This is a genomic window from Cyclobacterium salsum, assembly GCF_010119245.1.
Lineage (GTDB): Bacteria > Bacteroidota > Bacteroidia > Cytophagales > Cyclobacteriaceae > Cyclobacterium > Cyclobacterium salsum.
This window is the reverse complement of sequence record NZ_WNKG01000007.1, coordinates 281018-307060: the sequence shown is the minus strand read 5'-3', so window position 1 is coordinate 307060 and position 26043 is coordinate 281018. Positions and strand designations below refer to the sequence as shown.

Here is a 26043-nt window from a genome sequence, read left to right as displayed (position 1 = left end):
GCCCCTCGCTGCGTTCGTCGCGCATTTCGCTGCGTGAAACCCTTTTTCCCAGGCCCAGAATTTTGCCTCCACTTGCCTGAATTTTCTTTTCTCATCTTTTACCGATGGCAGAATTTAAAGCAGAATTTAAAGATCAAGGGGCCACTGGCATTAGCGAAAGGCTCGTTTCACTATTGAACTTGCTTGCGGCTAATGCTTTAAAACCAACGCTATTTTACCCCGGGTCGCACCTCCTGCGTCGGCTTACCCGGGGCTACCAACATGTCACCCCTACCGGGGTTGGTTTTCTTACACCGTCATCCCGATTTCTGGGTTTTTTATATGTTAATTCTCGCAGTGGCGGGAAGGGTTCACCAAGACAACAACCCCTGCATCGCCACCCGCTGCGTGAAACCCTTTTATCCTTAATTTTTAAGCTAAGAAAAAAAGCGGCTCCCTTGAGAACCGCTTTTATATAACCAATAGGAAATAGGTAATCCCTTACTCTCGCTGAAAGACCCGCACATAATCCACTACCAATTGTTGGGGGAAGTTGGTACTGGCATCCGGGCTTCCGGGCCAATTGCCGCCTACCGCCAGATTAATCAGCAGAAAAAACGGCTCCCGGAATTCATCCATGGCATCGGAAGCGATGCTTATCTCATGAAACACCTCATCATCCAGCAACCAGGTAATGGACTCTTCGGTCCAAATAATGGAAAATACGTGAAAGCGGTCATTGAAAATGGCCCCTTCAGGGAGTGAGGTTTTGCCTCCGGCAGTGGCATAGGCACCGTTATTATCCCAGTGAAGCGTGCCGTGGACGGTATTGTCCCGTCCATCGGCAGCCCCTCCGATCATTTCCATGATGTCAATTTCTCCACTAGCTGGCCAAGGCGTTTCGGTAATGCTTTCTCCCAGCATCCAAAATGCCGGCCAGATGCCCTGTCCCCTGGGCAAGGCGGCCCGAAAATCAATCCTTCCAAACTGAACGTTTTGCTGCCCCTGCGTTTTTAGCCGGCTAGAAGTATAGTTTTTTCCTCCCATGGACTCTTCTTTTGCCGTAATCACCAAATAGCCATCTTTCAATTCGGCATTCTTTCTATGGTAAAACTGGAGTTCATTATTTCCCCAACCACACAAGTCCGGACAACCGTCTCCGATTTCTGCCACCCAGTCTCCGGAAAGATTTGTTCCCTCAAACTCGTCCCGCCAAACCAGGGAATACCCCTCGTACCGCTCCGGAGAGGTAAATCCCGATTCCGGAATGCCCAGGCCCAGATCCTGTTCGGAAATGGTCACCGTTCTTTCTTCACTGATAAAGTTAGTTTCCGTAGCATGTGCCTGCACCCGGATGGTATAAACTCCGGGACTGTCGTAGCGGTAACTAGCTTCCGTTCCGCTTGCCAGCTCCGGCAATTCATTTTCCGTTCCGAAACTCACCCGGAAAAAGTTAGCCTTTTCCGCCATAAAGGTAACCTGCACCTGCCCGTTCGCCTGTTTCTCCAGGGAAACTTCCAGGTTGCTGGGCAAGACTACCTGCCCATCTACTTCCTCTTGCTCGCAAGCCTGGGTCGAAAGAAGGGTGAGGAATAGAAAAAAACCTTGAATTGCTTTGCTCATCATAAGCACCATCATTGGTTATCCGGAATAAGCACGAATGTCCAGAAAACAGAACCCGAATCCGAAATATCTATACTGATCGTCAGTTCTTCTACTCCTTCTTCATTCGTATACCCAATCACCTCGTAGGTAACTGCACGGTCATCAGCAGGTGGTCCTGATTGGTATTCACCGCCATTGAAAGCCTTGGGAAGAGCGATAAATGCGCCAGTCCCCGTAACCGTAATGCGTGCGTTTTCCGTTTCGGTAGCCTCGGTAAAGCTGAAGTCGTGCGTGCCGGCTCCCCAGGCTTCTCCAGCCGTCCCGGCCAGGTTGGCCACCGGCTGACAGCCTTCTTCTACCCCCATATACGCTTCTCCGTAGATATCATCCACAGGGTCGTAGGCATAGGTACCGTCTTCGTTGAAAATAAACCGATCGTTAAACAAGCAGGCACGGGCTTCCGAGATGTCCTCACCGTTGGGATAGAATTCATCACTTCCAGGTGCAGGGCCTACCCCGAAGGCTCCGGCGACTGGTTTCAGTTTCCAGGCTTTGCTACCATCACCGATCAGGCTTTGGAGGGATAATGTTCCGGGGTCCACCGGCTCGGGTTCGGGCTCCGGCGTTTCTTCTTCCGGGACGTAATCTTCAGGGATCAGGCGAATGTACCAGGCAAATTCGGTATTGGCCTGATCCACGAAACGAAGCAATATTTCATTTTCTTCGATGGTTATAATTTGGTAGGTCCTTCCTCCGGCAAAGTAGCCTAGAAAGCCTCCCTGGGATATGGTCAGTTCCGGATAGCTATCTTCCGGCTCGGCCATGCTCCATTTTAGCCCTTCAGGGGCTTCATACGGAGCAGAAAGGTCACCCACTCCGGGATCAAAGGAACCCGGAAAATTAGTCCCCTGGGCTGCATTCAGATAAACCAGCCCGTCAGTTTCCATGTCAAAAGCAAAGTCGGCCAGGTAAAAGGTGTACCGGTCGGTGTACATACCCGAACCTGCTTTTTCGTTGGGCTGGGCTTCATACCATTCCGGGAAGTCGCCTGCCTGAGAAGGATTGGGTCCCAGGCCAAAGTGGCCCTGCCGACTGGCATCCACTTTCCAGGTTTTACCTTCCGTAGCTTCGACACCACCCGTCAATAAATTATAAAGCGGTTTGTCCAAAAGCAGGGGGTCGGTTTCTGCAATTACAATTTCCTTGCTCATCGTAACGCTACCTCCTGCATTAAATACCGTCAGGCTGACGGTATAGGTTCCGGCCGTTGGATAGGTACCGGTGATGGTCTGTCCGGTTCCGGCACTTCCATTTCCCAAATCCCAGTTCATAATGAAAAAGTCATTGGAGGCCGTAAATTGAAGGATATTGTCACTTTCCTCCGTTGGTTCAAAGCTAAAATCCGCCTCTTCCTCTGCGGGAGGCGCTTCCTGCAAACGGTATTCCTCAACACATGCCGCCATAAGAAATACAGGCAGCATTAATAGGATGAAGTTTAGGTATTTTTTCATGAGTTTATATGTTTAATATCCTGGATTTTGTTCCCAATTACCCCCTGCCAGATCAATTTCGACCTGAGGAATGGGAAACAACTCGTGTTGACCTGCTATAAAGCCACTGATCCGCTCAGCTGCCTGACCTGTCCTGACCAAGTCAAAGAACCGTAGTCCTTCTCCGGAGAGTTCGAGCCTTCTTTCTTGCAAAATGTCCTGATACAGGGCATCGTCGGAGCTAGTGATCGCTGGCATATCAACCCTGGAGCGAACCTTGTTTAGCTCCGTCCGGGCCCTCTCATCGTTCCCGGAACGTTGGAAAGCCTCTGCAGCCATCAGCAACACATCCGCCCAACGGATCGCCCGGTAATTCAAGGGGCTGGTCAGATCGTTATCGGGCAAGCCAAGCTCATCCAGCCGCTTGATGTACTTATTGTTGAAATAGCCGGTATGGCCTCCACCACCTATCGCATAGGTGATCTCATCCGGATTAGGCTGTGCAGCAATAAAGGCCTCCAGGTCCAATACGCTGGCATCCCTACGGATGTCTCCGTCTTCGAATGCCTGGTACAAGTCTTCGGTGGGCAGATTATAGCTGTTGCCATCGGCATACACCGGACCAGTGTATTGGCGGATACTTTGAAATCCTACAGCGGCGTTTCCATTCAGGCAGACCAGGCATCCATAGTCTCCACCCTGCAATCCGCTGAATTGGATGGTGAATACATCTTCTGCCACATTTTGGTTTTGAGCGAGAAAAAGGGTTTCGAAATTCTCAAAAAGGGCATATCCCGCCTGATTGGTATCAATCAGCTCTCCCAAAACCGTGGCAGCATCCTCGTATTTCTGCTGATACAGCAAGGCTTTTCCCAATAGGGCCATCGCGGCTCCTTTAGTCAGACGGCCGGTTTGATCCACATTCCAGGGCAACACCGCCACGGCATCCCGGAGGTCGGATTCAATTTGCTGATAAACCTCCGCTTTTGGCGTGCGTGGTGCAGCGGAAATCTCATTGATGGAAATCCTGCGGTCCACAATTAGCGGCATGTCTCCAAAATAGTTCACCAGGTTAAAGTAGAAATAGGCGCGCAAGAATTTTGCCTCGGCCAGTATCAGGTCTTTTCCTTCGAAATCGACTTTCTCCTGATTTTCGAAAATGTAATTTGCCCGGGCAATGCCCGTATAATTTACACGCATGACGGCTCTCAACTCTTCGTTGACACCTCCATGGGTCATGTTTTCAATTTCGTGAAGACCGCGAGAATCATTCACGCTTTCTCCACCTGCAATGGCATTGTCGGATGCGATCTCTCCAATCCACATGTTCAGATAGGCTGGTTGCATCATGTCGTAGACACCTATAATGGCTCTGTCAAAATCTTCTTCCGTATTAAAGAAATTTTCGGCATCCTGCGTAAATTCCGGATCGATGTCCAGTAAGCTATCGCAAGCGGTCATTGTCCCGAATAGCAGGACGAGTGACCATTGATATATATACTTCATTGTATTTAGAATTTAATGTTAAAACCTGCCATAAATGTTCTTGCCTGAGGATAAATCCCATTATCCACTCCGGCAAAAAGCGGGTTTCCGGAACCCACATCCGGGTCAAAACCCTGGTATCGGGTTAGGGTCAGCAGGTTGTTGGCTGCCAGGTAAAAGCGAAAATAATTCATGCCGATTTTCTGCGAAACGGTAGTAGGTAGGGTATATCCCAGTTGTACATTCCGTAACCGTAGAAAAGACCCGTCCTCTACATAGAAATCGGAGAATACGGTGTTTCGGGTGGCTCCCGTAGTGAGTCTTGGATACTCATTGGTACTTCCCGCCCCGGTCCAACGGTTTATCCAATAGGCTTGTTGGTTGGCATAGGGTTGTTGCCTTTCGTAATTACGGATAATTTCCTGACCCAGTGCTGCGTACGCATTGGCTGCCATATCGAATCCTTTGTAGTCTACCGATAAGTTGAGGCCCATGGTCATGTCAGGTATGGGAGATCCCAGGCTTGTCCGATCGCTGTCGTCCCCAAAGCTAATGACACCGTCCCCGTTTTGGTCCACAAAGCGAAAATCTCCCGGCTGCGCCCCGGGTTGACTCACGGGACTCGTAACAATTTCTTCCTGAGTTTGGAAAACCCCATCGGTTTGGTACCCGATGAAATATCCTATGGGATATCCTTTCTCAAAACGACTGGCTACATTGCCTCCCACGCTAAAGGCTGCTCCCGGAATAAACTCAAATCCAATCGGAACGGCTGTCACTTCGTTTTTCAATAATGTCAAATTGTAATCCACGCTGAAATTCACTCCCTCTGAGCGATTGGTGGCATATCCCAGTTCCAATTCGATGCCTCGGTTTAACACGTCCCCGGCGTTGATTACCGGTGGTGCCCCCCCGGGACCGTAGGCTCCCAATAGCGCAGAGACATCCGGCTGGAAGAGCAGGTCCTTGGTATTTTTGACAAAATAGTTAGCCGTAAAATCCAGGTTACCCAAAAGGGAAAAGTCCAATCCAATATTCGTTTGGTAGGTCGTTTCCCATTTCAGATCGGGATTACTGGTATTGCCTATGGCCGCCCCGTTGACGATCAGGTCGTTAAATACATAGGTCGCCGATCCGTTCAGGAGCCCCCTGTAACGAAACAGCCCGATCTGATCGTTTCCGGAAACACCAAAACTGGCCCTCAATTTCATAAAATCAATGCCTGATACATTAAAAAACGGTTCGTCAGACACCACCCAAGCTCCTGAAATGGCGGGAAAATACCCGATCCGGTTATTGGGGCCGAAATTGGTAGAGCCATCCCTTCGGATGATGGCGGAAAAGAGATACCGCTGCTTGTAATCGTATTCTCCTCGGAAGAAAGCGGAAGTGAGCCGCTGCCGACTCTGAAAGGAACCTACATTATTCAAAAAGCCTCCCGAAGCCTGATTGGCCGAAATGTCAGCAAAATCCAGGTCATTGTTGGGGATATTAAAGCCCGTGCCATTTAGCCCCTCACTTCGGTTACCCACCAGGGAAAGCCCAAACATCCCTTTTACCCGGTGTACATCGGCGAAGGTTCTGTTGTAATTTAAATAAGTTTCCAGGTTATAGTCCAAAAAGGTATTTCTGGACTCAAACACATTGGCTCCCCGCTCAATTTCCAAACCACCTACATCCACCAACACCGGATCCAGGTTGGCATTTCTAGCCGAATTGGCAAATTTGCCCGGTCCGTACCAGACCAATGGATTAAACGTTTTGGCATCTACCATCGCAAAATTGTAACCGGCCCTTCCGGTCCAGGTAAAATGATCGTTGATGGTATATTCTAGTTCTTCCTTACCCACCAGCTTGTTTACATAGGAGTTGTTGTAGGTATTCTCCATTTGGGCCATCGGATTGATGATGTCATTGACATTTTCCAGGTAAGAGTACCGGTCACCCACTCGTATGGGTTCTGTCGGATAGGCGTTGATGGTATTGTACAAAACTGATCCGATTCCTCCCTGCGGCAGGCCACTGCTCTCTTCACGGGTAAACAATAATACGTTGGTGAATTTAAGCTTTGGTGCTAGTTGCGTGGTGAAGTTTATCCGTGCATTGTACCTTTCAAAATTCGCTTTAGACCCTCCTACAATACCATCCTGGGCAAAATAGCCTCCACCGATGGAGTAGCTGGTCTTCTCGGATCCTCCGGTTACAGTCAGGTTATATTCCTGAATAGGGGCTTGCTGGAATGCCGCACGCTGCCAGTTGGTGCCTTCTCCCAATTCTACGTTGGCAAAGGGTAGAGGCTGTCCCCCTGCGGCGAACGCCTCATTTTTTAAAATAGCATATTCCCGGGCATTAAGCAGATCTAGTTGTCTGGCCGTCTCCTGCACGCCATAATAACCGTTTAGGTCCAATTGCGGTTTCGATCCTAGATTTCCCTTTTTCGTTTCAATCAGGATAACGCCATTGGCAGCCCGGACTCCGTAGATTCCGGCCGTACCATCCTTCAATACGTTCACTGACTCGATATCGCCTGGGTTAAGGGCATTTAATCCAGCAGCATCATAAATCACTCCGTCTACCAGGATCAGCGGATCGTTATCCCCAAAGGTGCCAATTCCCCGAATCCGGATATTGGATGTTCCGCCGGGCGCACCAGAGTTGGTAGAAATATTCACACCGGCCAATTTCCCCTGAAGGGCCTGGTCCACTCTGGGCATATTCATCTTTTCGATGGCCTCCCCTTTTACCTGGGAGGTGGCTCCGGTTAATTCCCTTTTGGAGGCAGAACCATAGCCAATGACCACTACTTCGTCCAGGTTGGACACATCTTCCTGCATGACTACGGTTAGCTCCGTGCTGTTGTCAATCGTCAGGGTTTGACTTTGGAAGCCCAGATAAGAAAACTGGAGCCTTTCTCCGGTACTAGCTTCGATGGAAAAACTCCCATCAATATCCGTCACCGTACCCGTGCTGGTTCCCAACTTGAGGATGCTTACCCCCGGAAGCGGAAACCCTGTCTCGTCTGTTACCGTGCCAATGATTTCATTGGACTGTGCCCATCCACTTGCGGAGAGGAACAGGGTAAAATAAAGCAATAAAACATTTTTCATTTGATCTTGGATTTATTTCTGGCCCCAAGGTGCTGCAAATATCCGTTTCTCGAAAAAATAGAAGTACATCATAAGTACTACAAGGTCCTATTTTCATTTTCACAAAAACTCTACAAAAACGTGTAAAATACGGGTTTAAAGGATTAAAATCGAACTTTTAAATTTCCAGTAAACCTCATGTTCTGTAATTAGTTAGTACATCAAAAAGAAATCCAGTAACTTGGCTACTCGTACCAGGCGACTAACGCAGATGAAGTACCTACTCAGCCTCCTAGTCCTACTGGCAGGAGTGAAAATGGTCCAATCCCAATCCATGGGTATCCCCTTTTCCCGCTATTATTCCAGTCAGGAATACCAGGGCGGAATTCAAAATTATGCCATTACCCAACATGCAAGTGGTATGCTGTATGTGGCGAACAACTACGGCCTCCTTATACACGATGGCAGCACCTGGAGGCGACAGTCCTTACCCAACAGCACTAAAATCAGGCATGTAGCGGTCAATGAAAAGGGAATCGTGTATGCCTCCGGACAGGGAGATTTTGGCATTTTTATGCCCGACAAACTGGGCCGACTCCAATTTCACTCCTTGAAAGACAGTCTTCCGGAAAACCTTCGGGACCTGGATGAAGTCTGGAAGGTATTTTTAGGGGAAGAAAACCTGTATTTCTGCACAAGCGAAAGGATCTTTGCCTATACGACCGATCATGAATTTGATTATAGCCTGGAAACGAGCAACGATTTTGAGAGCTTTCATTTCCAAAACAACTCCCTGATTGTAAATGAAAGGGGAACCGGCTTGCTTCAAGTTCAAAATGGCAGCTTTAGCCCATTAAATCCCTTTTTCTCAGATAAACTGGTAACAGGCCTGCTTCCTACCGGGCCGGATCGTTTTTTGGTCTTTACCCGTGACAACGGAATTTTTACCAGTTCCGGAAAATCAACCGAAAGCTGGCCAGGAGGCCAACATCTGACCATCAATGCAGCCCTGCGCCTTAGAAACGGGACCGTTGCAGTAGCAACCCAGCTTAATGGGCTGCTGTTGCTGGATCCAGCTGGAACGGAACTGATGAAAATGGACCGGCAAAACGGATTAAACAATAACTCCGTCGTATCGCTTTTTGAAGACCTTTCGGGTAATTTATGGCTGGGGCATAATAACGGGCTTAGCCTGATTCAATTGAGCCTTCCCTTTAATAAAATCAATCATTTTTCAGGACTTTCCGGCACGGGCTACCATGCCACTTTCCACGAAGGTAAATTCTACTTTGGGACGAATAATGGGGTCTATGTACGGGAAGAAAATACAACGGATGGCGTGGAATGGCTTCCCAATTCTACCGGGCAGGTATATCAGATTAAAACCATTCAGGACCGGATCCTGATCGCTCACAATGACGGTGCCCTTGTCCTTCAGGATGGCGTTGCCCGTGATATCGGGTCACCGGAGGGAATATGGAATTTTCAGCCCCTCCGAAATCATCCCGAACTCATCTTATCTGGCGGGTATTTTGGTTTGCATCTTTTTGAAATAAAGGAAGATTCCCTCCGTTACATGCGTAAAATTGACGGATTCAATGAGTCCAGCAGGATTGTGGAGCAGGATGATCAGGGCAATATTTGGGTTGCCCATGGCTACAAGGGCTTGTATAAGCTCCAACTGGATGAATCCCTGAAATCGGCCGAGGTAAGCTATTTCGGGTCGGAACAAGGCCTGCCAACGGATATTCTAAACAACGTCTGGAAAATAAACAATCGCCTGGTGGTGACCACCCAGGCTGGAATTTTCCGTTACAACGAAAGTAGAAATTCCTTCGAAAGAGACTCCTTTTTTAGCACTTATTTTGAAGAAGGTAGCCTGATCCATTACCTGGCAGAAGACCAGATGGGAAATATTTATTTTATCGGAGAGACCGAAGCCGGGGTATTGGAAAAGGAAGTTGATGGTAGCTATTCCAAGCAATTTCAGGTTTTTAATCCATTGCTTCCCCTGCTCAACGACGACCTGCAAAATATCTCCGTCATGCGCGGAAACGAAGTGCTTTTCGCAGCCAACGAAGGGTTTATTCGGTTTAGCCTGAATGACAACGCCTTTGATCCCCCTGTTTTCCCTACCCTGATCCGGGCGGCTTACCTGACAGGGGCTGCGGACTCCTTGATTTTTGCCGGAAATGCCGGGGAGCAACTCCCCTTACCATCCATTCGCATCCCCTATAAACAAGCCAATATACGTTTCGAAAGTAGCAACCCTACCCCCAATAACGAAAAGGACCTGAGGTACCAATACTGGCTGGAAGGATTTGAGGATGGGTTTGGACAATGGGTTGAGAGAAGGGAAAAAGCCTATACTAACTTAAGGGAAGGTAGGTATACATTTCATGTTCGGAGTAAAAACCTGTATGGAGCGGTCAGTCCGGAAGCCACTTTTTCTTTTGAAGTGTTGCCCCCCTGGTACAGAAGCCGAACGGCCTATCTGATATACCTTTCACTGCTGATTCTGAACGCCTTCCTGGTCTACCGCCTGGTTGAAAAAAGGTACCAAAAGAAAACCTTACAATTGAAATCGGACTCTCAAAAAGCCATTGAAGCAAAAGAAAGTGAGTTGAAGGTAAGCCGAAAAGAGGTGGAGCGGCTAAAAACTGAAAGGTTGAAGCAGGAAATCCAAATCAAGGACAAAGAATTGGCCGCAGCCACCATGCATCTGATTAACAAAAACGGCTTTATCGATCAGATGCGGAACAACCTGAACAGCATTACCAAAAAGAGTAAAAATCAGGAAGTAAAGAATGAAATCCAAAAGGTAATTAAGACCATCGAAAAGAACATTGCGGAAGACCAGGACTGGGAGCAGTTTGAAATCCATTTTGACCAGGTGCACGGTGATTTTATGGCCCGATTTAAAAAGGAATACGACACCCTCAGTCCCCAGGAAATCAAGCTTAGCGCCTACCTGCGGATGAATCTGTCCACCAAAGAAATTGCCTATCTGATGAATATTTCAGTCCGGGGAGTAGAAATCGGCCGCTACCGACTCCGAAAGAAACTACAACTGGAACGCAGCGACAACTTGCAGGAGTACATTCTTAAATTTTAGGTTGGCATTTTCCATCACATTCAGAATAGAGAGATACTTCGCGGTTATCCTTTTTTGTGCGATCCCGGGGGTTCACGCGGCGGACGCAAAGGAGTCGCGGCGGACGCGGCGGGGACAACACATTTTCCCATTTACATATCCCCCGAGTATGGAAACTTGTTTTAGAAGTCGCACCTCCTGCGTCGGCTTACCCGGGGCTACAAACAGGTGACCCCTACCGTGGTTGGTTATTTTACACCGTCATCCCGATTTCTGCGTTTTTTAAAATGTTAGGTCTCGCAGCGATGGGAAGGGGCCCCTATAACGTAAATCCTCGTCATTGCGAGCACTAGCGAAGCAATCTGATACGGTGCGAAACCGCAAGTCCTCCGTAGAAAGCAAATAGAAAACGAGTAGCGTAAACGTATACCGACAGTCTGCCGCACGTGCCGGAGAAGGTATTGCCTTTCGATTGAATTCACGTTAACACCCTCGAATTGACGAGAAGAAGTCACCAAGACATCAACCCGATCATCCCAATCCGCTGCGATCGCTGCGTATTTCGCCGCGCCCGTTGCGTGAAACCCTTTTTTTAACAGTTCTTTAATTTTGTCTCTAGCTACCTGAAACAACCCTTCTCAACTTTCCCCTCCTGGCTATCAGGGGCGGACATCCACAATTACCCGCTTGTACCGGGTAAGGGCAGGCTCTCCATCATCCGTCACTTCCAAAATAAGGTGAAGTTCTCCCATTTTACCTGGTTGGGGAACCACAAAATGCGCCCGTGCTTTGTCTGCATCCGTAATGGTCAGGGGTGTCGCCGTCCGGCCGTTGGAAAGGGTGAAATCTCCTGGTTCTCCATACAGGTACCAACGGTACTGCAAGGTATCCCCATCCGGGTCGCTGCTTCCTTCCGCATTCAGCTCAATCCGATCCCCTACCCTTGCCTGCATGCGCTGCTCCATGGCCAACTTGGGAACCGGTGGATGATTCGCCTCCGAATACGATTTGATGGTCCAATCCATCCTGGCGGAAAAATCGTTTTGAAAAGCCCTTCGCCATCGGAAGATGGTGGCTTTGTTGCTCGTGTGCCACTCGCCGTCCGCACCCAGCACCTCATCCATGGCATCGGTCCAAAGGGGTCGGGTTTCCGGTTCGGAAAACCAGGATTCCATGCGTGGCTGGTAATATTCGTACCTGCCACCCCAACTGCCCCAATCCGGTCGCTCCGGGTTTCCCAGGCCATTGGGTATCAGGTACAGGAAGCTGGGAGAATCGCCTTCCATCAAGTATTCAGTGTGAGGGTATTCGGCACCGAGCGGTCCTTTACTCCGGATATGCCGGTCCAACCAGGGATTGTCCACGATTTCAAAATTGCCACCGGCAAACCTGCCATGAAACTTGTCCCCGCTAATACCTGACCAGGTACCAAAATGGTAGGCTCCAATTGAATGAACTCCCGGGCTGGCGATATAGAAAAGCTCCGGAAAGTTTTTCCGAAGCCAGGGACCACTGTCATCCTGATCCGAGATGGTATATACCCTTAATTTATCCACAAAGCGTTCCAAGTCCTCCGGAGAGCGGGTTTCCCGTACCTTCCAAAGTGCCTGGGCCAGGCAGTTGGAGCCGCCCCAAACCAAGACCCATACCGGGCGATCATCCGGTTGGTCAACGGTCTGAATGATCCAATCCGATCCAGGTGAGTCCATACCGGCTCCCACGGCTTCCATTCCATAATCCGCTCGGCCTTCTTTTACAAGTTTACGCAGGGAAGCTGCTTGAGGGTAACCCTTTTCGTGCATTTCCAGGTTATCCCGTACCTTTTCATAGGCATCAAGAATTTCTAAAATTCGCCAGGCGGCCGTTTGATCTGGCTGGTGCCGGGAAGTGGTAGCGATAAGGCCCTCTACATCCCATTGATTGGCATACGTTAGAAACCGCACCAGGGACTGGGCATCATCGGGTTCATTTTCGATATCGGTCAGTACCAGGATGCGATTTTTGGCGGGGACTTCCTGAGCGGAGATGCTTCCGGAAGTCAAGGCCAGGATAGCCGTCAGCAGTAGCGTTTGTATTAATTTCATAGTACTAATTTATTGATTTTTCTTTACTTTTTTTGTCCGATTTTATATTCATTGTTTTTACCTTTAGTCCTGTCTCTGCTTCTAATGCCAGCATTTACAGAACCGTAAACCCAAAAATGACCCCACCTATGACTTTTCGGTACTTTAATCTTTGTCTGACCCTACTGCTGTTGATTCAAGGATCCCCGGCTTTTGGACAAATGGAAAAGCCACGCGTGCTGGTGAGCACGGATGTCGGGGGAACCGACCCGGATGATTTTCAGTCCCTGATTCATTTGTTTATGTATGCGGACAAGGTAGCCATCGAAGGGCTCATTGCTTCCCCTTTCGGAGAAGGGAGAACGGCCGCAATTCATCAAATCATTGACCTGTACGAGCAGGACTATCCCCTACTTTCCGGGCAGGCGGAAGGCTTTCCCGAACCAGAATCACTCCGTACCCTAACCAAACAAGGTGCTATTTCCAGTGCCCCTTTTGCGGGCTATGCCAATGCTAGTGAAGGGTCTGACTGGATCATCCATTGTGCCAGAAAGCAAATTGACCGGCCCTTATGGGTCTTGGTATGGGGAGGGTTGGAGGATCTGGCCCAGGCCCTGCACGATGCCCCGGATATTGAGGAGAAAATTCGGGTGTACTGGATTGGCGGTCCCAATAAAAAATGGAGCGTCAATAGCTATGCCTACATTGCCCAAAATCATCCGGAGCTATGGATGGTTGAGGCGAATGCCAGCTACCGGGGCTGGTTTATGGATAACGAATCTCCTGATCACCTGAAAGGCGATGCCTATTATTCCCGCTATATTCAGGGCAAAGGAGCGATGGGGGAGGCTTTTAAGGACTTTTACGGAGGCCGGATTAAAATGGGTGACACGCCCTCCCTGGCGTACCTGTTGCACGGCGATCCGGATGACCCGGAGGGAGAAAGTTGGGGGGGAAGCTTTGTTCCTATTGACCGGAGTGCCCGGGTAATTTTTGACGGAAATAGCAGTCCTGCCGATACGGTAAATTCTTATGCCACGTTGGAATGGCGATTTAAGGGCCCCGAGATGGGCATTTCTCCGGATAGTGCTTGTTTCCATATGGAGATATGGGATCAGGTATGGCCAGGGTATTACTTGGGAGACGGGGTATATAGCATCCGCTATTCTCCTAAGCGAGCCGAAACCGGCAGCTATGAAACCATTAGCGAACTTCCGGCACTTCATGGCCTAAAGGGCGGTTATACCAGCACCAACCCCTGGCCGGGAAGATCTTCCGAAGAAGATTTCCAGTTGGGATCCCATTGGTATAGCGACCGACCGGATCCGGACTTATTTATAGAAGACCAGCAAGGTGCCCGGACCATTGCCCAGTACCGGGAGGAATACTTACTGGACTGGGCCAAAAGGTGGGACTGGCTGAGCGATTAAGTGGATGCTTAGCGAAAGGTTCTATATTGAAAATGGTTCGTTTATTTCAGGATGATAAGTCCGAACCAGACTGGCGGATATGCTTCCAGTTTACCAGGTGGGCAATGGCTACGGTAATTCCTCCCGAACCGGTCAATAGTAGTTCCCCCCACTGGCTATGAAACAAGTGACCTGATCCAATCAGTAGAAATCCCGCTACCACCAAGCATAGTGCCTGACCTTTTTGATGATGGCTTCGATAACCATGTGCCAATGCAATAGCAGCAATAAAAAAGCCCAACAAGATAACGGTGTATTCAATCCAGGGATCGTGGAGAAAATGTAGCCCCGCAAGGGGTGCTAATGTGACTAGAAAGGGTACGGCTATACAATGGATGGCACAAAGCATGGAAGCACTAAAACCAACAAAATCCAAATGAAGGCCGACAAACTGATTTTTCATACTTCAATTTTATGCAACTTTATTGCAAATGTAGTACTTATTATTTTTAATGCAATACTGTTGCGTTTAATAATTTGAGATTGTAGGTTTGCTATCAAAAAAGAGGGAACCATATAAGGGATATAAGAGCATGGAAGGAACTACGAACACCCTGATATTCTCTTAAATTCCTTATATGGTTTAAAAAAATAGGGAACCATATAAGGGATGTAAGGACATGGAAGGGGCTACGAACACCCTGATATTCTCTTAAATTCCTTAAATGGTTTAAAAATAAAGGGGAACCATATAAGGGATATAAGTGCATGGAAGGAACTACGAACACCCTGATATTCACTTAAATTACTTATATGGTTTAAAAAAAAGGGGAACCATATAAGGGATGTAAGGACATGGAAGGGGCTACGAACACCCTGATATTCTCTTAAATTCCTTAAATGGTTTAAAAATAAAGGGGAACCATATAAGGGATATAAGTGCATGGAAGGAACTACGAACACCCTGATATTCACTTAAATTACTTATATGGTTTAAAAAAAAGGGGAACCATATAAGGGATGTAAGGACATGGAAGGGGCTACGAACACCCTGATATTCTCTTAAATTCCTTATATGGTTTTAAAAAAAATGTAATAATCTATTATTTTTTATGAGAAAGGCTTAATTTTATTTTGATCTATAATTTTGAAGGCATGAGGATAACCAAGCGTTTCTTAACGGACCTGGTATATCAGGTTAATGGGGCCGCCATAGAGGTCCATAAAGCTCTCGGACCCGGGCTTTTTGAAAGTGTCTATCAAAAATGCATGATTCAAGAGTTTCGCCTGAGAGGCCTACACTTCCAGTCCGAGATACCGGTACCCGTAAACTACAAGGGCCACACCCTTGAAACAGCGTTGCGCTGTGATTTTTTTATTGAAAACATTCTGGTTGTGGAGCTAAAAGCCGTAGAAAAGGTATTACCTGTTCACGAAGCCCAGCTTATCACCTACATGAAACTTCTGAATTCCCCAGAAGGCTTGCTAATCAATTTTAATACCAGCCATATTTTTAACGAAGGCCAGAAGACCTACGTGAATGAATTTTATAGAGATCTCGAGGATGAGTGATTGAAAAACTAAAAGGAATAAAATCTAGCAACAGGCTATATGGTCAAAAAAAGGGGAACCATATAAGGGATATAAGGACTTGGAAGGGGCTACAAACAAGCTTATATTTTCTTAAATACCTTATATGGTTTAAAAAATAGGGAACCATATAAGGGATATAAGGATTTGGAAGGGGTTACGAACAAGCTTATATTTTCTTAAATACCTTATATGGTTTAAAAAATTGGAACCATATAAGGGATATAAGGACATGGAAGGGGCTACGAGCACCCTGATATTCACTTAAATTACTTATGTGGTTTAAAAAAAAGCGAAACTATCGGTGACATCCATCATCGAATTTACTTTTTTCCCGCCGCACAAATTCCTCAAAAGTACTGGCTTTCCTCCCCACAATTTGCTCCAGCGTAGCCGAAGTTGGGGGAGTAGGCTGAAAGCGGGGAAGGTAATGAAGAAGGATCATCACTAAAATATACGGAGTCGCCACTCCCTCCTTTCGTTTTTGAAGAAAAAAACGTAGCGGGTTCGGGGAAACAAACCTAACCTTCCTTCCCAATACCTTGCTCAATACGCCACACATTCCGGAGAAATCCATTTGTTCCGAATTAGTAAGGTCGTAGGCCTTGTTGCGATGGGGATCCGGTTTCGATAGGATTTCCACAGCCACAGCTGCCAGGTCGTTGACATCAATCAGGGTGAATTTTGCCTTGCCGGCAGGAAGGTATACCCTGTTTTTCCTGAGGATATCGTTGCGCAAAATGGTTGTGAAGTTTTGCATAAAATAAGCCGGACGCAGAAAGGTAAAAGGAATGCCCGAGGTCCTGATTAACCTTTCAATTTTGTGATGTGGGATCAGCCGGCTTTTATCTGCCCCCTGCACCGATAGAAATACCAGGTGCTTTATTTTTGCGCCGATACAAGCTGCGATGAGAGGCTCAAAATACTTTTTGACATTCGAAATTTGGGGAGGTCGCAAAAAAAATAAAACATCCATACCCGCTAAATAGGAGGGAAATTTGTCCGGCCGGTCAAAGTCAAATTCTTTCAACTGAATCGAAGGAAAGCGCCGTTGAAATTCGCTTTCCTTTTGAGGGATTCTAACCCCCGCAAAGACCTGTTGGCCATGGTGACCCTCCTGCAGTAGCTTGCAAATTTCAATTCCCACGTTTCCGGTTGCTCCGCTGATCAAGATGTTCATCCTATTGACTGACAAAGGGCATTTGGTGAATAAAGGTTTGGTCTTCTACCTGGCTCAGGATAAAGTCGGCCAGGTCCGCCCGGCTGATATTGGTGCTGGCATTGACCCCTACCCGATAGTTGCCTTTGGGAGGTGTATTGGTCAGCCGCGGACCGCGTACAATAACCCATTGCAATCCGCTTTCCGCCAACACTTGCTGGTGTCGGATGGCATCGTTTAAGACACGGGGGACCGCCAGTTTCATGATAGTACGGATGAATTTGTCGGCCATTTTCGGCCGGTCTTTCTCCGGGAAGGGCAGGCCGCCGCCGGAAAGGGAAATGATACGCTCAATACCCAATTCTTTCATAGCAGATACAATGTTTCGGGTTCCTTCGGTTTGCAGCCAATCCGGGGAACCCTTAACATGCCCAAAAAGGCTGACCACCAGGTCCGTTCCTTCAAGGTTCGCCTTGACTTCCCCGGCATGCAGCACATCCCCTTGAACAATTTCCAGGTAGGGGTGAGTAATGGGTAGTTTTTCCCGATTTCGAACCAGTGCTTTCACAAGGTACCCATTTTCAAGCGCCCGATCCAAAAACTGACGGCCCGTCTGTCCGGAGCCACCAAATAGCGCAATTCTTTTCATAATTATCTATTTGTTTCGGCAATAGTACCTGTTTTTGCCTTACCATATAAAAAGTTACGTACTAACCTTTTTGTCAGTATGAAGTCGATTCGCATCACCAATCGCTGTCCGATACGCACTACTCTGGAATTGGTGGGCGGTAAATGGAAGTTGCTGATTTTGTTCCAGCTTATGGAAAAGCCCTTGCGACTTTCGGAGCTCAAAAAACAGATCCCGGATATCAGCGAAAAAATGCTGATACAAGAGCTAAAAACCCTGGTAGAAAGCGGTTTGGCTATTCGAAGGAATTTCGGTGAGGTACCGCCCAGGGTAGAATATTCCCTAACCGATACCGGTCGGGCCGTGCTGCCACTGATCGAAGAAATGCGCCACTTTGCCCTGTTTTATGAGGAAAAAATGGTAAAAAAGGGGTGAACCTAATAAGTAACGTCCTTGCTTGGAAGAGACTGCCATCAAGGGTAAAAAAGAAACCATATAAGGGATATAAGGGCATGGAAGGGGCTACAAACAAGCTTATATTTTCTTAAATACCTTATATGGTTTAAAAAAAATTGGAACCATATAAGGGATATAAGGGCATGGAAGGGATTGCAAACAAGCTTATATGTTTTATGTGGTTCAAAAAGCGGGAACCACGGAAGGTGTATCAGTGCCAACCTTAGTAGGGAGCAACTGATCAATAAATTGGATGGACCTTTCAAAGGCTCGTTTTCCATCCTCATCAAAAGTAAACTGATATTCATGCCCCAGCGCTGGTTCGTAATTATCAGGAAAGAACAGGGTATCCAATTGGACACCAAGGCTTGAAAGCTTCACGGCAAGGCGTTTGGACTGAGCCAATAGCGGATCCTTGTTTCCGGCTGAAATAAAGGTAGGGGGAAATGAACCTGTAAGATAATTGAGTACCGATGCCGTTTTGGCGTATTCGTTATTGGAAATGTCTTTTTCGCGAAAATAGGCCCAGGTGACGGTATTCAGAAAAGACGCAAAGGCACCTTCGGAATTTAGATTGTCTACCTCATAAATGCCACAGTACAGCAGCAGGCCTTTGAGTTGATCTGGATGCACTCCCGGGTTAACTTTTGTGATGGTTGCATAGGAAGGGCTGCTAATGAGGTTAGCTGTGGCAGCAGTAATCATGGAACCACCAGAATCTCCTGCTAAAATAAACTGCGTGGAATCAATAGCAAATCGGTCCGCATTCGAAGAAATAAATGCCAATGCTTTGTTAAGCTGCCGGATAGGCGTGGGGTATTTTGCCTCGGGAGCAATGGTATAATCGATGGATATGGCTACAAACCTCTGGGATGCCAATAATTTGGAATAATTGCTTAGGTGATCTTTATTTCCGGAAACCAATCCTCCTCCGTGTGTCCAGACGATGACCGGCAATTTGCTTTTTGCCGCCATGGCATCCTTAGGATAATAGATATCCAAAAGAGAATTTGGATCGGTTGGATCAAATTGAACATCACGGATAGCCAAAATATTTTCAGGCACGAATTTTTCCAATGCCGCATCCACCCGGACTGCCTCTTTTTCAAATGCATAGCGTACCAGCCAAACTGCCGGATAGGGAGAGAGTTTGAAAGCAAGAACTAGCAGGACCACCAAAGCAAGGATACTGATGACTATTCGCGTTATTGTGCGTTTCATTTACCGTTAGCTTGGTTTACAAATGGGGTAGGATTTTCCAGTCCGGTTAAAAATAAAATAATTTTTTTTGATTATCAACGAGTGGGTGTCACTTTTTTTCTTGTAGTTAGCTGGTAATGAGCCTATTTGCATTTACGGGATCTCGGATAAAGGAAAACCACTTAACATGGAAGGGGCTCCAAACAATTTATATCTACTTGAATACCTTAAATGGTTTAAAAAATAGGGAACCATATAAGGGATATAAGGACTTGGAAGGGGCTGCGAACAACTTATATTTTCTTAAATACCTTATATGGTTTAAAAAAATAGTGGAACCATATAATGGATATAAGGGCATGGAAGGGATTGCAAACAAGCTTATATTTTCTTAAATACCTTATATGGTTTAAAAAAATAGTGGAACCATATAAGCGATATAAGGACATGGAAGGGGCTACGAACAAGCTTATGTGGTTCAAAAAGCGGGAACCACGGAAGGTGTATCAGTGCCAACCTTAGGAGGGAGCAACTGATCAATAAATTGGATGGACCTTTCAAAGGCTCGTTTTCCATCCTCATTAAAAAGTAAACTGATATTCATGCCCCAAAGCTGGCTCGTAATTATCAGGAAAGAACAGGGTATCCAATTGGAAACCAAGGGGTGAAAGCTTCACGGCAAGGCGTTTGGACTGAGCCAACAGCGGGTCCTTGTTTCCGGCTGAAATAAAGCTAGGGGGAAAAGCCGCCTGCCAACGGTGTAGCAAACGCCCCTATGCCCACCTTATCGCTGAGGTAAATCGGCTGGTAGCCGATGGGGTACACCGGGCCAAACGTTCCGCAATACGAAGAATAAAGCTTTTGACAGTTTCTAACAGAAATATTTCCTAACTTACAGAGTATCTATTCACATGTGCTGATTTTGTTTTTACGATCAAAACTCCCATTTCCTGATCAATTAAATAGAAACGACTATGAATAAAATGATCTTAGGAATGCTTGCCCTTGGTTTGGTTGTCGTTTCGGTACAGGCGCAGCATGCAGATGTGAGAGCCGCTAAGCGAGCACTGGCCGCATACAATCTCGATCCCCATGCTTCTAAAGAAAGGCTCCACGAAGCCGTAGCGGCTATTTTGCCGGACCCTATTGGTGAAGACGTTGCCGATCCGAAATACTACATCCTGAAAGGGGAAATATTGAACACGCTGGCTAACCAGATCGTTACCGTGAAACAGACCGGCCTGGGCTCTATAGAGGAACTTCCGCAGGTAGACGGGGTAGCGCTAAAGGCTTTTAATGCCTTAACAACGGCTGTAGAAAAGCATGCGCAAGCCGTAAATTCGCCTGGTTATCTTCTTCGGGATGCGATAAAAGGTATCCAAGAAGCGCAAGCCCACCTGTACAACTTTGGGGTATACGCCTTCGAAGCCCAGGACTACGGATCGGCTTACCTACACTTCTCCTCGGGTCTGGCTGCCCATGAAATCCTTAAGAAAGAAGGCCAGGAAAGCGTTTTGGATGATGCCTTCGCCATGATGGACCAGAAATACGTAACGGGCCTGGCGGCCCTGAACAACCACATGACCGAGGCGGCCAAGCCACTTTTTGAAGAGCTCTACCAGGCGAATTTCGATAATCCAGCTATCTATGAAGCCTTGTATACCGTCCATGCCAGCGGCGAAGACGCCGACATGGAAATCGCCTATCGGTACCTGAAGGCTGGTCGCGAAAAATATCCCGGGGAAGTATCCCTGCTGTTTGCCGAGATCAATCACTTCCTGAAGCAAAACCGACTCGATGAACTCATTGATAAATTGAAAACGGCCATTACCCGAGAACCAAACAACCCGGCACTCTACCTCACCCTGGGTGGTGTATACGATAACTTGTACCAGCGCGAATCCGCTTCCGGAAACAGCGACAGGGCAAGTAATTACTTCGACCAAGCCTTCAATTATTACAATCAGAGCCTGGAAAAAGATCCAACCAATTTCGACGCACTGTATAGCACCGGTACCCTGTACTACAACCGCGCTGCTACCCTGACCATGGCGTTGAGTGAACTGTCCTCAGACAGTAGCCAGGCGGGTATGGAGAAATACGAAGCCATGGAAGCCGAGGTATTCGCTGCATTTGACAACGCGCTTCCTTATTTCCAGAAGGCGGAAAGGGTCAATCCGAACAGCGTTGAGACGCTCATTGCGCTAAAGGAAATTTACGCCAGATATAATGAACCGGAAACTTCCAATGCCTTAAACGAGCGCTTGGAGAACCTGCAGCATGGCGGCACCAACGAAACCTCTTTCTTCCATGGTTTCTAAAATACCTTATCGGGTTTAAAAAATAGGGAACCAAATAAGGGATATAAGGACATAGAAGGGGCTACGCTTACCCTTATATTTACTTAAATACCTTATATGGTTTAAAAAATAGGGAACCATATATGGGCATATTAGGGGTTTCATTAAATTTAATTTTCTCAAGTTCCTTGATACAGTGTAAAAATGTTATTCCATATTCGAATACGGAATATTCACGATAATCAAACCAGGATAGATTTGATTTCAGCACGGATTTGCTGAAATTAATTTTTGCATTTATAACAAAGTACGAATCCCTACCTGATTTTGTGCCGCATCAATTCCGCCAGGCTACAGGTAAAGGGAAAAGCTGAGGCCCTGCCGGGGGAATAGCCTTTAAGTCTCCTGAAATCCCAGGAAAGGCCTTGAAATTCCGGGTCCATTACGGGTTCCAATTGGATTAGCAGGTAATGAACCTGTGAGGGATGGGGGTAGCCCTTTTTGATCATGTCTTCTTTAGAAAATACGGTAGGTCCTTCACCTACAATCCGCCAAAACTCTCCGGATACCTTGTGTCCTTTCGTATGCAGCAGCAAGAAATTTGCACATACCGTTTCCTTGTCCAAAACCAACGAACCGGCACCGGACCCCATTCTAAAATTGTAAAGCCTATTTCGTTTTATCCATTCGTAGTGTTCTTCTGAATGGAAATACCCAACCAACACAAAGGTCTCATCAGGCAATAGCGCCCTATTGTTGTGAATGGTTTCCGGAAGCGCCTCTCGTATCTGGCTCTTCTATTCTGGTGGATCTTTATGGATATCAGAAGTCCTTTACACCTGTGATCACGAGCAGGCCATCCACTCGTTTCTCTGTTTTAACTTCCTGAGCTGTTGTGGAAAGACCATTTTTGTATGGAAGAAGCATGTGGAATTCTGCTCCAAAAGCCCTCCTACGTAATTGATAATGATAATAGCAGTTTTATCCAACTCTCAGCTTTGCCGCATCATGCCATAAATAATGTGGCAAAGGCTCATTCAATTTCCATTTGATGTTCATAGGTTTAGCGCCATAATGGTCAAGCAACTTTGCTTCACCGACAAAAACATAGCCCATCGTATTTCCGAATTCATCTTTGTTCTTTTCTCTTACAAAAAGCAAAACTTTCTTACCTTGTTCCTCATGGTTTATATATGACTGTCCCCTGGTAGTTTGCGGACCCGCGGCATTTTGACTTTGCCAATGGAATAAAGATTCATTGATTGCATAGTCGTCATACATGGTGGTGGGCGAAAAGTTTTCTTCTGATTTAATGAGGTTAATAAATAAAAGCTCCGTATTTAAATCTGAATTTTCCGCCACCCCTTCACGGTTAGATGATTTTCTTTCAAAACTACTTAAACCAAAGGCTGATAGAATTTGATCTCGGGTATAGCGCGCATGAACCTTTAGCGGTTGATCGTAGGGCAGAATAATGTCTAATTCCTTGAAATCAATTCGGTCAATTAGAATTTCCATAACTTCAATGATTTCTTCAACCAATACCGGGTTTTTACCCAATTCCTCTATGCTATCTTTTAAGGAGACAAAGTCGCCAGCTTTTTGCCATACATCATAATGAAGCATTAGCAACATTTGATTTTCATTTTCAGTAAACTCTTTTCCTGAAATCTTAAATTGATTCTTTGCTAAAGCCCGAATAAATTCGAAATAGCTTGTCGATTTGGATGAAAGCCACTTTTTTGAAATGGCATTGACGATTTGCTTTTCATTGGTACTATCAAATTCTTGGACTGTGCTGGCTTCTTGATAAAGTCTCTTCCAACTCCCACGTTTATAAACCAATTGCAGAGGGATATTATGGAATTCAATAAAATTCTTCAAGTTCAAATCCAGTGTGCTTTGATGCTGGAAGTTTTGAATTTTAGAAATGAGGTGATTTCTATTCAGTGAGGTTGCCGCAGTGATATTTTCAAGAATAATCTGTTTTGCTTTTTTCTCCAGAATTACGGAACAACCAAGTGGTAAACGAGGAAAATTGTCTTCGACTTCTTTTTTTATGGCTGTCGCCGTTTTTCCAATAAGTGCTCTAAATTTGTTCTCAAAATTATACTCAGGTCTGGAATTACCTACAAAATCCAAAACCGTCAAGCACTCCTTACTTTCTGCTAAACGAAGCCCTCGTCCGAGTTGCTGTAAGAAAATGGTAAGGCTCTCAGTTGGCCTTAAAAACAATACAGTATCTATTTCTGGAATATCTACCCCTTCATTAAAAATATCCACTACAAAAAGGTAATTGATTTCCTTATTGAGAAGTTGGTTCCTTACTCTGTCACGGTTTTGGTTGTTATCGCTTGTGAGGTAATCTGCCCTTAATCCAGCAAGCGTAAACTTCTCTGTCATAAACTTAGCGTGATCCATAGTAACGCAAAAGCCAAGTGCACGAACATCTAAAAGGTCTTTTGTATATTTTTCTAACGCATCAATTATTTCGCGAATCCTTCTATCATTAGCTGTGTAAACGGATGATAACTCACTTGGTACATATCGGCCACGGTCCCAGCCAACCCTAGAAAGATCAATGCTATCTGTAATCCCGAAATACTGAAATGGACAAAGCAACTTTCTATTCAAGGCCTCAGGCAGCCGAATCTCAGCCGCAATTTTATTATGAAAATCTTCCTGAATATCCCCACCATCCATTCGTTCAGGGGTGGCAGTTAAGCCAAGTAAAACTTTTGGCTTGAAATAGTTGATAATGTCCCTGTAGCTGTTTGCTGTTAGGTGATGGCACTCATCAATTATTACAAAATCAAAATATTCATGAGAAAGTGTCAAATCGCCTAACCGGTTATTCAATGTTTGCACAGACGCAAATACATGCTCGTAACTGATTGGTTCAAAGCCTCCTACTAATAACTCTCCAAAATTATTATCTTTTAAAATTCCTCTAAAAATATCCATTGACTGTTGTAATATCTCTTTTCTATGCGCCAAAAAAAGAAGCTTGGCGGTGGTGTTTTTACTTTTGAATCTTTTGTAATCAAATGCTGAAATAATCGTTTTTCCGGTCCCTGTCGCTGCCACCACCAAATTTCTATATCTATGGTGCACGGTTCGCTCAACTTCAAGCGTTTCAAGAATTTCTTCTTGAAACGGATAAGGTTTAACATCAAAAAATATCGTGTTTAATGAGGAGGTCGTTCCAGTTTTTCCTTGCTTGAGTGATTCTATTAATTTCTCCTTGTGGATGTTTTCATCAAACAGTTCAAAATCATCACTTTCCCAGTATGAATCAAAAGTCTTTTGAAACTTCGCAATAATATGGATCACTTCTTTAGTCGTGATTTTTAAATTCCACTCGAGGCCATCAGTTAGGGCTGATCGCGAAAAATTGGAAGATCCGATATATCCCGTATGAAAACCTGTATTTCTTTTAAACAGGTAGGCTTTGGCATGCAGCCTCTCATTGCCTGTGTTGTATGAAATCTTTACTTGCGTATTGGGGAGCTTAGACAATACTTGTATTGCTTTGTAATCTGATGCACCCATGTAGGTGGTTGTAATTATCCGCAATTCCCCACCGTTCAAAGTGAATTCCCGTAACTCCCTTTCGAGAATGATAATACCCTTAAACTTGATAAACGAAACGAGTAAATCAATCTTATCAGACGATAAAATTTCTTTTTTTAATTCACTCTCTAACGATAAACCGACATTTCCACCGGTAAAAAGTTCACTATGCGTAAGTCTTGTATAGGGGGTTATTTCTTTTAAGTGAAGTTCGAAGTCAGAAAAGTGCGAATCAACTCTTGAAAAGACTGCCTTCAAAATTTCTCCTTCCGCTGCTATTAGGTCGTTTTCAAACTCCTTCTTTTTAAGCTCCTCTTTCAAAAATAGGATGATTTTATTAGCAATCTCTATTTGTGTTTCAACCTGATTTTTTCCTTTAATTAGGTTCAAAGCAAGTTTTATCGTTTGGGTCAGATGTTCAGCTAAAATGGAAGAGGCCTCTTCTTTGTCCAATACACTTTTATTGATGAAAAATTCATTTTTATCTAAAGCCCTTACTTTTTGAGAAATAAGCTTTGTAATTAAACCTTCATAAATGCCTTCGATCATAATTTTAAATATTCATTCATTATTGGAATATCAGCCTCAGCCCAATCTAAACGAGTAAGTCTATCCTTTCTAAGCCACTTGTAACTCTTATGCTCTGCGAGTTTTAGTTCACCTCCGATGTGCGAAGCGAGAAATGGAATTAAGTATATGTTTTTGGTTGGATATTTAAACGCAGATGGGGTCAACCGATGAACGAGTTTTATGTCAATATTCAGTTCCTCTTTGATTTCCCTTAGAATACAATCTTCTTCGGATTCTCCTACTTCCATTTTACCACCTGGGAACTCCCATTTAAGAGGTAATTGCATTTTTTCGCTTCGCTGAACGACTAATGTTTCACCATTTCTTTCGATTAATGCGCAAGTAACTTTGATCAT

The 26043-nt window shown here is 45.8% G+C and carries 17 protein-coding genes; 5 read left to right on the top strand and 12 right to left on the bottom strand.

Annotated elements, in window-relative coordinates; genetic code table 11:
- Window positions 1-480: 480 nt before the first annotated feature.
- The 4 genes from GJS45_RS14420 to GJS45_RS14405 are packed head-to-tail and all read right to left on the bottom strand — an operon-like array spanning window position 481 to window position 7666.
- Complete coding sequence (locus GJS45_RS14420) at window positions 481-1605, bottom strand: glycoside hydrolase family 16 protein (RefSeq protein ID WP_235954768.1); 1125 nt, start codon at window positions 1603-1605, stop codon at window positions 481-483.
- A gap of 8 nt (window positions 1606-1613) precedes the next feature.
- The gene (locus tag GJS45_RS14415) at window positions 1614-3095 is read right to left on the bottom strand and encodes a PKD domain-containing protein (RefSeq protein WP_162342554.1); all 1482 of its coding nucleotides are present in this window, start codon (window positions 3093-3095) and stop codon (window positions 1614-1616) included.
- Window positions 3096-3107: 12 nt separating this feature from the next.
- Window positions 3108-4580, bottom strand: coding sequence for a RagB/SusD family nutrient uptake outer membrane protein (locus tag GJS45_RS14410; RefSeq protein WP_202928088.1), 1473 nt, complete (start codon window positions 4578-4580; stop codon window positions 3108-3110).
- A gap of 5 nt (window positions 4581-4585) precedes the next feature.
- Window positions 4586-7666: a SusC/RagA family TonB-linked outer membrane protein gene (locus GJS45_RS14405; protein WP_162342553.1), complete on the bottom strand. Its 3081-nt coding sequence runs from the start codon at window positions 7664-7666 to the stop codon at window positions 4586-4588.
- Window positions 7667-7916: 250 nt separating this feature from the next.
- On the opposite strand from GJS45_RS14405, the gene GJS45_RS14400 reads away from it, so the two are divergent.
- A complete protein-coding gene (locus GJS45_RS14400) occupies window positions 7917-10760 on the top strand; it encodes a triple tyrosine motif-containing protein (protein ID WP_235954766.1) in 2844 nt (947 codons plus the stop codon).
- A gap of 638 nt (window positions 10761-11398) precedes the next feature.
- On the opposite strand, the gene GJS45_RS14395 is transcribed toward GJS45_RS14400, so the two are convergent.
- Window positions 11399-12823, bottom strand: a complete 1425-nt coding sequence (locus tag GJS45_RS14395; protein WP_162342552.1) for a DUF1593 domain-containing protein — start codon at window positions 12821-12823, stop codon at window positions 11399-11401.
- 128 nt (window positions 12824-12951) lie between these two features.
- Here GJS45_RS14395 and GJS45_RS14390 point away from each other — a divergent pair, with 128 nt between their 5' ends.
- Entirely contained in the window at window positions 12952-14232 is a 1281-nt protein-coding gene (locus tag GJS45_RS14390) for a nucleoside hydrolase-like domain-containing protein (protein ID WP_162342551.1), read from the top strand.
- A 46-nt stretch (window positions 14233-14278) separates the two neighbouring features.
- Here the strand turns inward: GJS45_RS14390 and GJS45_RS14385 are convergent, their stop codons facing one another.
- The gene (locus tag GJS45_RS14385; protein ID WP_162342550.1) at window positions 14279-14674 is read right to left on the bottom strand and encodes a MerC domain-containing protein; all 396 of its coding nucleotides are present in this window, start codon (window positions 14672-14674) and stop codon (window positions 14279-14281) included.
- A 692-nt stretch (window positions 14675-15366) separates the two neighbouring features.
- Between GJS45_RS14385 and GJS45_RS14380 the strand changes: the two genes are divergently transcribed.
- Window positions 15367-15783: a GxxExxY protein gene (locus tag GJS45_RS14380; RefSeq protein ID WP_162342549.1), complete on the top strand. Its 417-nt coding sequence runs from the start codon at window positions 15367-15369 to the stop codon at window positions 15781-15783.
- A 316-nt stretch (window positions 15784-16099) separates the two neighbouring features.
- Here GJS45_RS14380 and GJS45_RS14375 read toward each other — a convergent pair whose 3' ends face one another.
- Window positions 16100-16981: an NmrA family NAD(P)-binding protein gene (locus GJS45_RS14375; protein ID WP_162342548.1), complete on the bottom strand. Its 882-nt coding sequence runs from the start codon at window positions 16979-16981 to the stop codon at window positions 16100-16102.
- A 1-nt stretch (window position 16982) separates the two neighbouring features.
- Window positions 16983-17609: an NAD(P)-dependent oxidoreductase gene (locus GJS45_RS14370; RefSeq protein WP_162342547.1), complete on the bottom strand. Its 627-nt coding sequence runs from the start codon at window positions 17607-17609 to the stop codon at window positions 16983-16985.
- A gap of 78 nt (window positions 17610-17687) precedes the next feature.
- On the opposite strand from GJS45_RS14370, the gene GJS45_RS14365 reads away from it, so the two are divergent.
- The gene (locus tag GJS45_RS14365) at window positions 17688-18023 is read left to right on the top strand and encodes a winged helix-turn-helix transcriptional regulator (protein ID WP_162342546.1); all 336 of its coding nucleotides are present in this window, start codon (window positions 17688-17690) and stop codon (window positions 18021-18023) included.
- Window positions 18024-18227: 204 nt separating this feature from the next.
- Here the strand turns inward: GJS45_RS14365 and GJS45_RS14360 are convergent, their stop codons facing one another.
- The gene (locus GJS45_RS14360; protein WP_162342545.1) at window positions 18228-19265 is read right to left on the bottom strand and encodes an alpha/beta hydrolase; all 1038 of its coding nucleotides are present in this window, start codon (window positions 19263-19265) and stop codon (window positions 18228-18230) included.
- A 953-nt stretch (window positions 19266-20218) separates the two neighbouring features.
- Between GJS45_RS14360 and GJS45_RS14355 the strand changes: the two genes are divergently transcribed.
- Window positions 20219-21565 carry a tetratricopeptide repeat protein gene (locus tag GJS45_RS14355; RefSeq protein ID WP_162342544.1) on the top strand — a complete coding sequence of 449 codons (1347 nt, stop codon included), beginning with the start codon at window positions 20219-20221 and terminating at the stop codon, window positions 21563-21565.
- Window positions 21566-21861: 296 nt separating this feature from the next.
- Here the strand turns inward: GJS45_RS14355 and GJS45_RS14350 are convergent, their stop codons facing one another.
- The 3 genes from GJS45_RS14350 to GJS45_RS14340 form a co-directional block, all read right to left on the bottom strand.
- Window positions 21862-22287 carry a hypothetical protein gene (locus GJS45_RS14350; protein WP_162342543.1) on the bottom strand — a complete coding sequence of 142 codons (426 nt, stop codon included), beginning with the start codon at window positions 22285-22287 and terminating at the stop codon, window positions 21862-21864.
- 238 nt (window positions 22288-22525) lie between these two features.
- Window positions 22526-25666, bottom strand: coding sequence for a DEAD/DEAH box helicase (locus GJS45_RS14345; protein ID WP_202928087.1), 3141 nt, complete (start codon window positions 25664-25666; stop codon window positions 22526-22528).
- On the bottom strand, window positions 25663-26043 hold the full coding sequence (locus GJS45_RS14340) for a (deoxy)nucleoside triphosphate pyrophosphohydrolase (RefSeq protein ID WP_162342542.1): 381 nt from the start codon (window positions 26041-26043) through the stop codon (window positions 25663-25665). Before GJS45_RS14340 ends, GJS45_RS14345 begins: the two co-directional genes overlap by 4 nt.

Bases quoted from the DNA above. Each gene is read 5' to 3' on its own strand.
- GJS45_RS14355 (WP_162342544.1), top strand. From the start codon at position 20,219: ATGAATAAAATGATCTTAGGAATGCTTGCCCTTGGTTTGGTTGTCGTT.
- GJS45_RS14370 (WP_162342547.1), bottom strand. From the start codon at position 17,609: ATGAAAAGAATTGCGCTATTTGGTGGCTCCGGACAGACGGGCCGTCAG.
- GJS45_RS14405 (WP_162342553.1), bottom strand. From the start codon at position 7,666: ATGAAAAATGTTTTATTGCTTTATTTTACCCTGTTCCTCTCCGCAAGT.
- GJS45_RS14390 (WP_162342551.1), top strand. From the start codon at position 12,952: ATGACTTTTCGGTACTTTAATCTTTGTCTGACCCTACTGCTGTTGATT.
- GJS45_RS14395 (WP_162342552.1), bottom strand. From the start codon at position 12,823: ATGAAATTAATACAAACGCTACTGCTGACGGCTATCCTGGCCTTGACT.
- GJS45_RS14365 (WP_162342546.1), top strand. From the start codon at position 17,688: ATGAAGTCGATTCGCATCACCAATCGCTGTCCGATACGCACTACTCTG.
- GJS45_RS14380 (WP_162342549.1), top strand. From the start codon at position 15,367: ATGAGGATAACCAAGCGTTTCTTAACGGACCTGGTATATCAGGTTAAT.
- GJS45_RS14385 (WP_162342550.1), bottom strand. From the start codon at position 14,674: ATGAAAAATCAGTTTGTCGGCCTTCATTTGGATTTTGTTGGTTTTAGT.
- GJS45_RS14375 (WP_162342548.1), bottom strand. From the start codon at position 16,981: ATGAACATCTTGATCAGCGGAGCAACCGGAAACGTGGGAATTGAAATT.
- GJS45_RS14340 (WP_162342542.1), bottom strand. From the start codon at position 26,043: ATGATCAAAGTTACTTGCGCATTAATCGAAAGAAATGGTGAAACATTA.
- GJS45_RS14420 (WP_235954768.1), bottom strand. From the start codon at position 1,605: ATGATGAGCAAAGCAATTCAAGGTTTTTTTCTATTCCTCACCCTTCTT.
- GJS45_RS14360 (WP_162342545.1), bottom strand. From the start codon at position 19,265: ATGAAACGCACAATAACGCGAATAGTCATCAGTATCCTTGCTTTGGTG.
- GJS45_RS14400 (WP_235954766.1), top strand. From the start codon at position 7,917: ATGAAGTACCTACTCAGCCTCCTAGTCCTACTGGCAGGAGTGAAAATG.
- GJS45_RS14410 (WP_202928088.1), bottom strand. From the start codon at position 4,580: ATGAAGTATATATATCAATGGTCACTCGTCCTGCTATTCGGGACAATG.
- GJS45_RS14415 (WP_162342554.1), bottom strand. From the start codon at position 3,095: ATGAAAAAATACCTAAACTTCATCCTATTAATGCTGCCTGTATTTCTT.
- GJS45_RS14345 (WP_202928087.1), bottom strand. From the start codon at position 25,666: ATGATCGAAGGCATTTATGAAGGTTTAATTACAAAGCTTATTTCTCAA.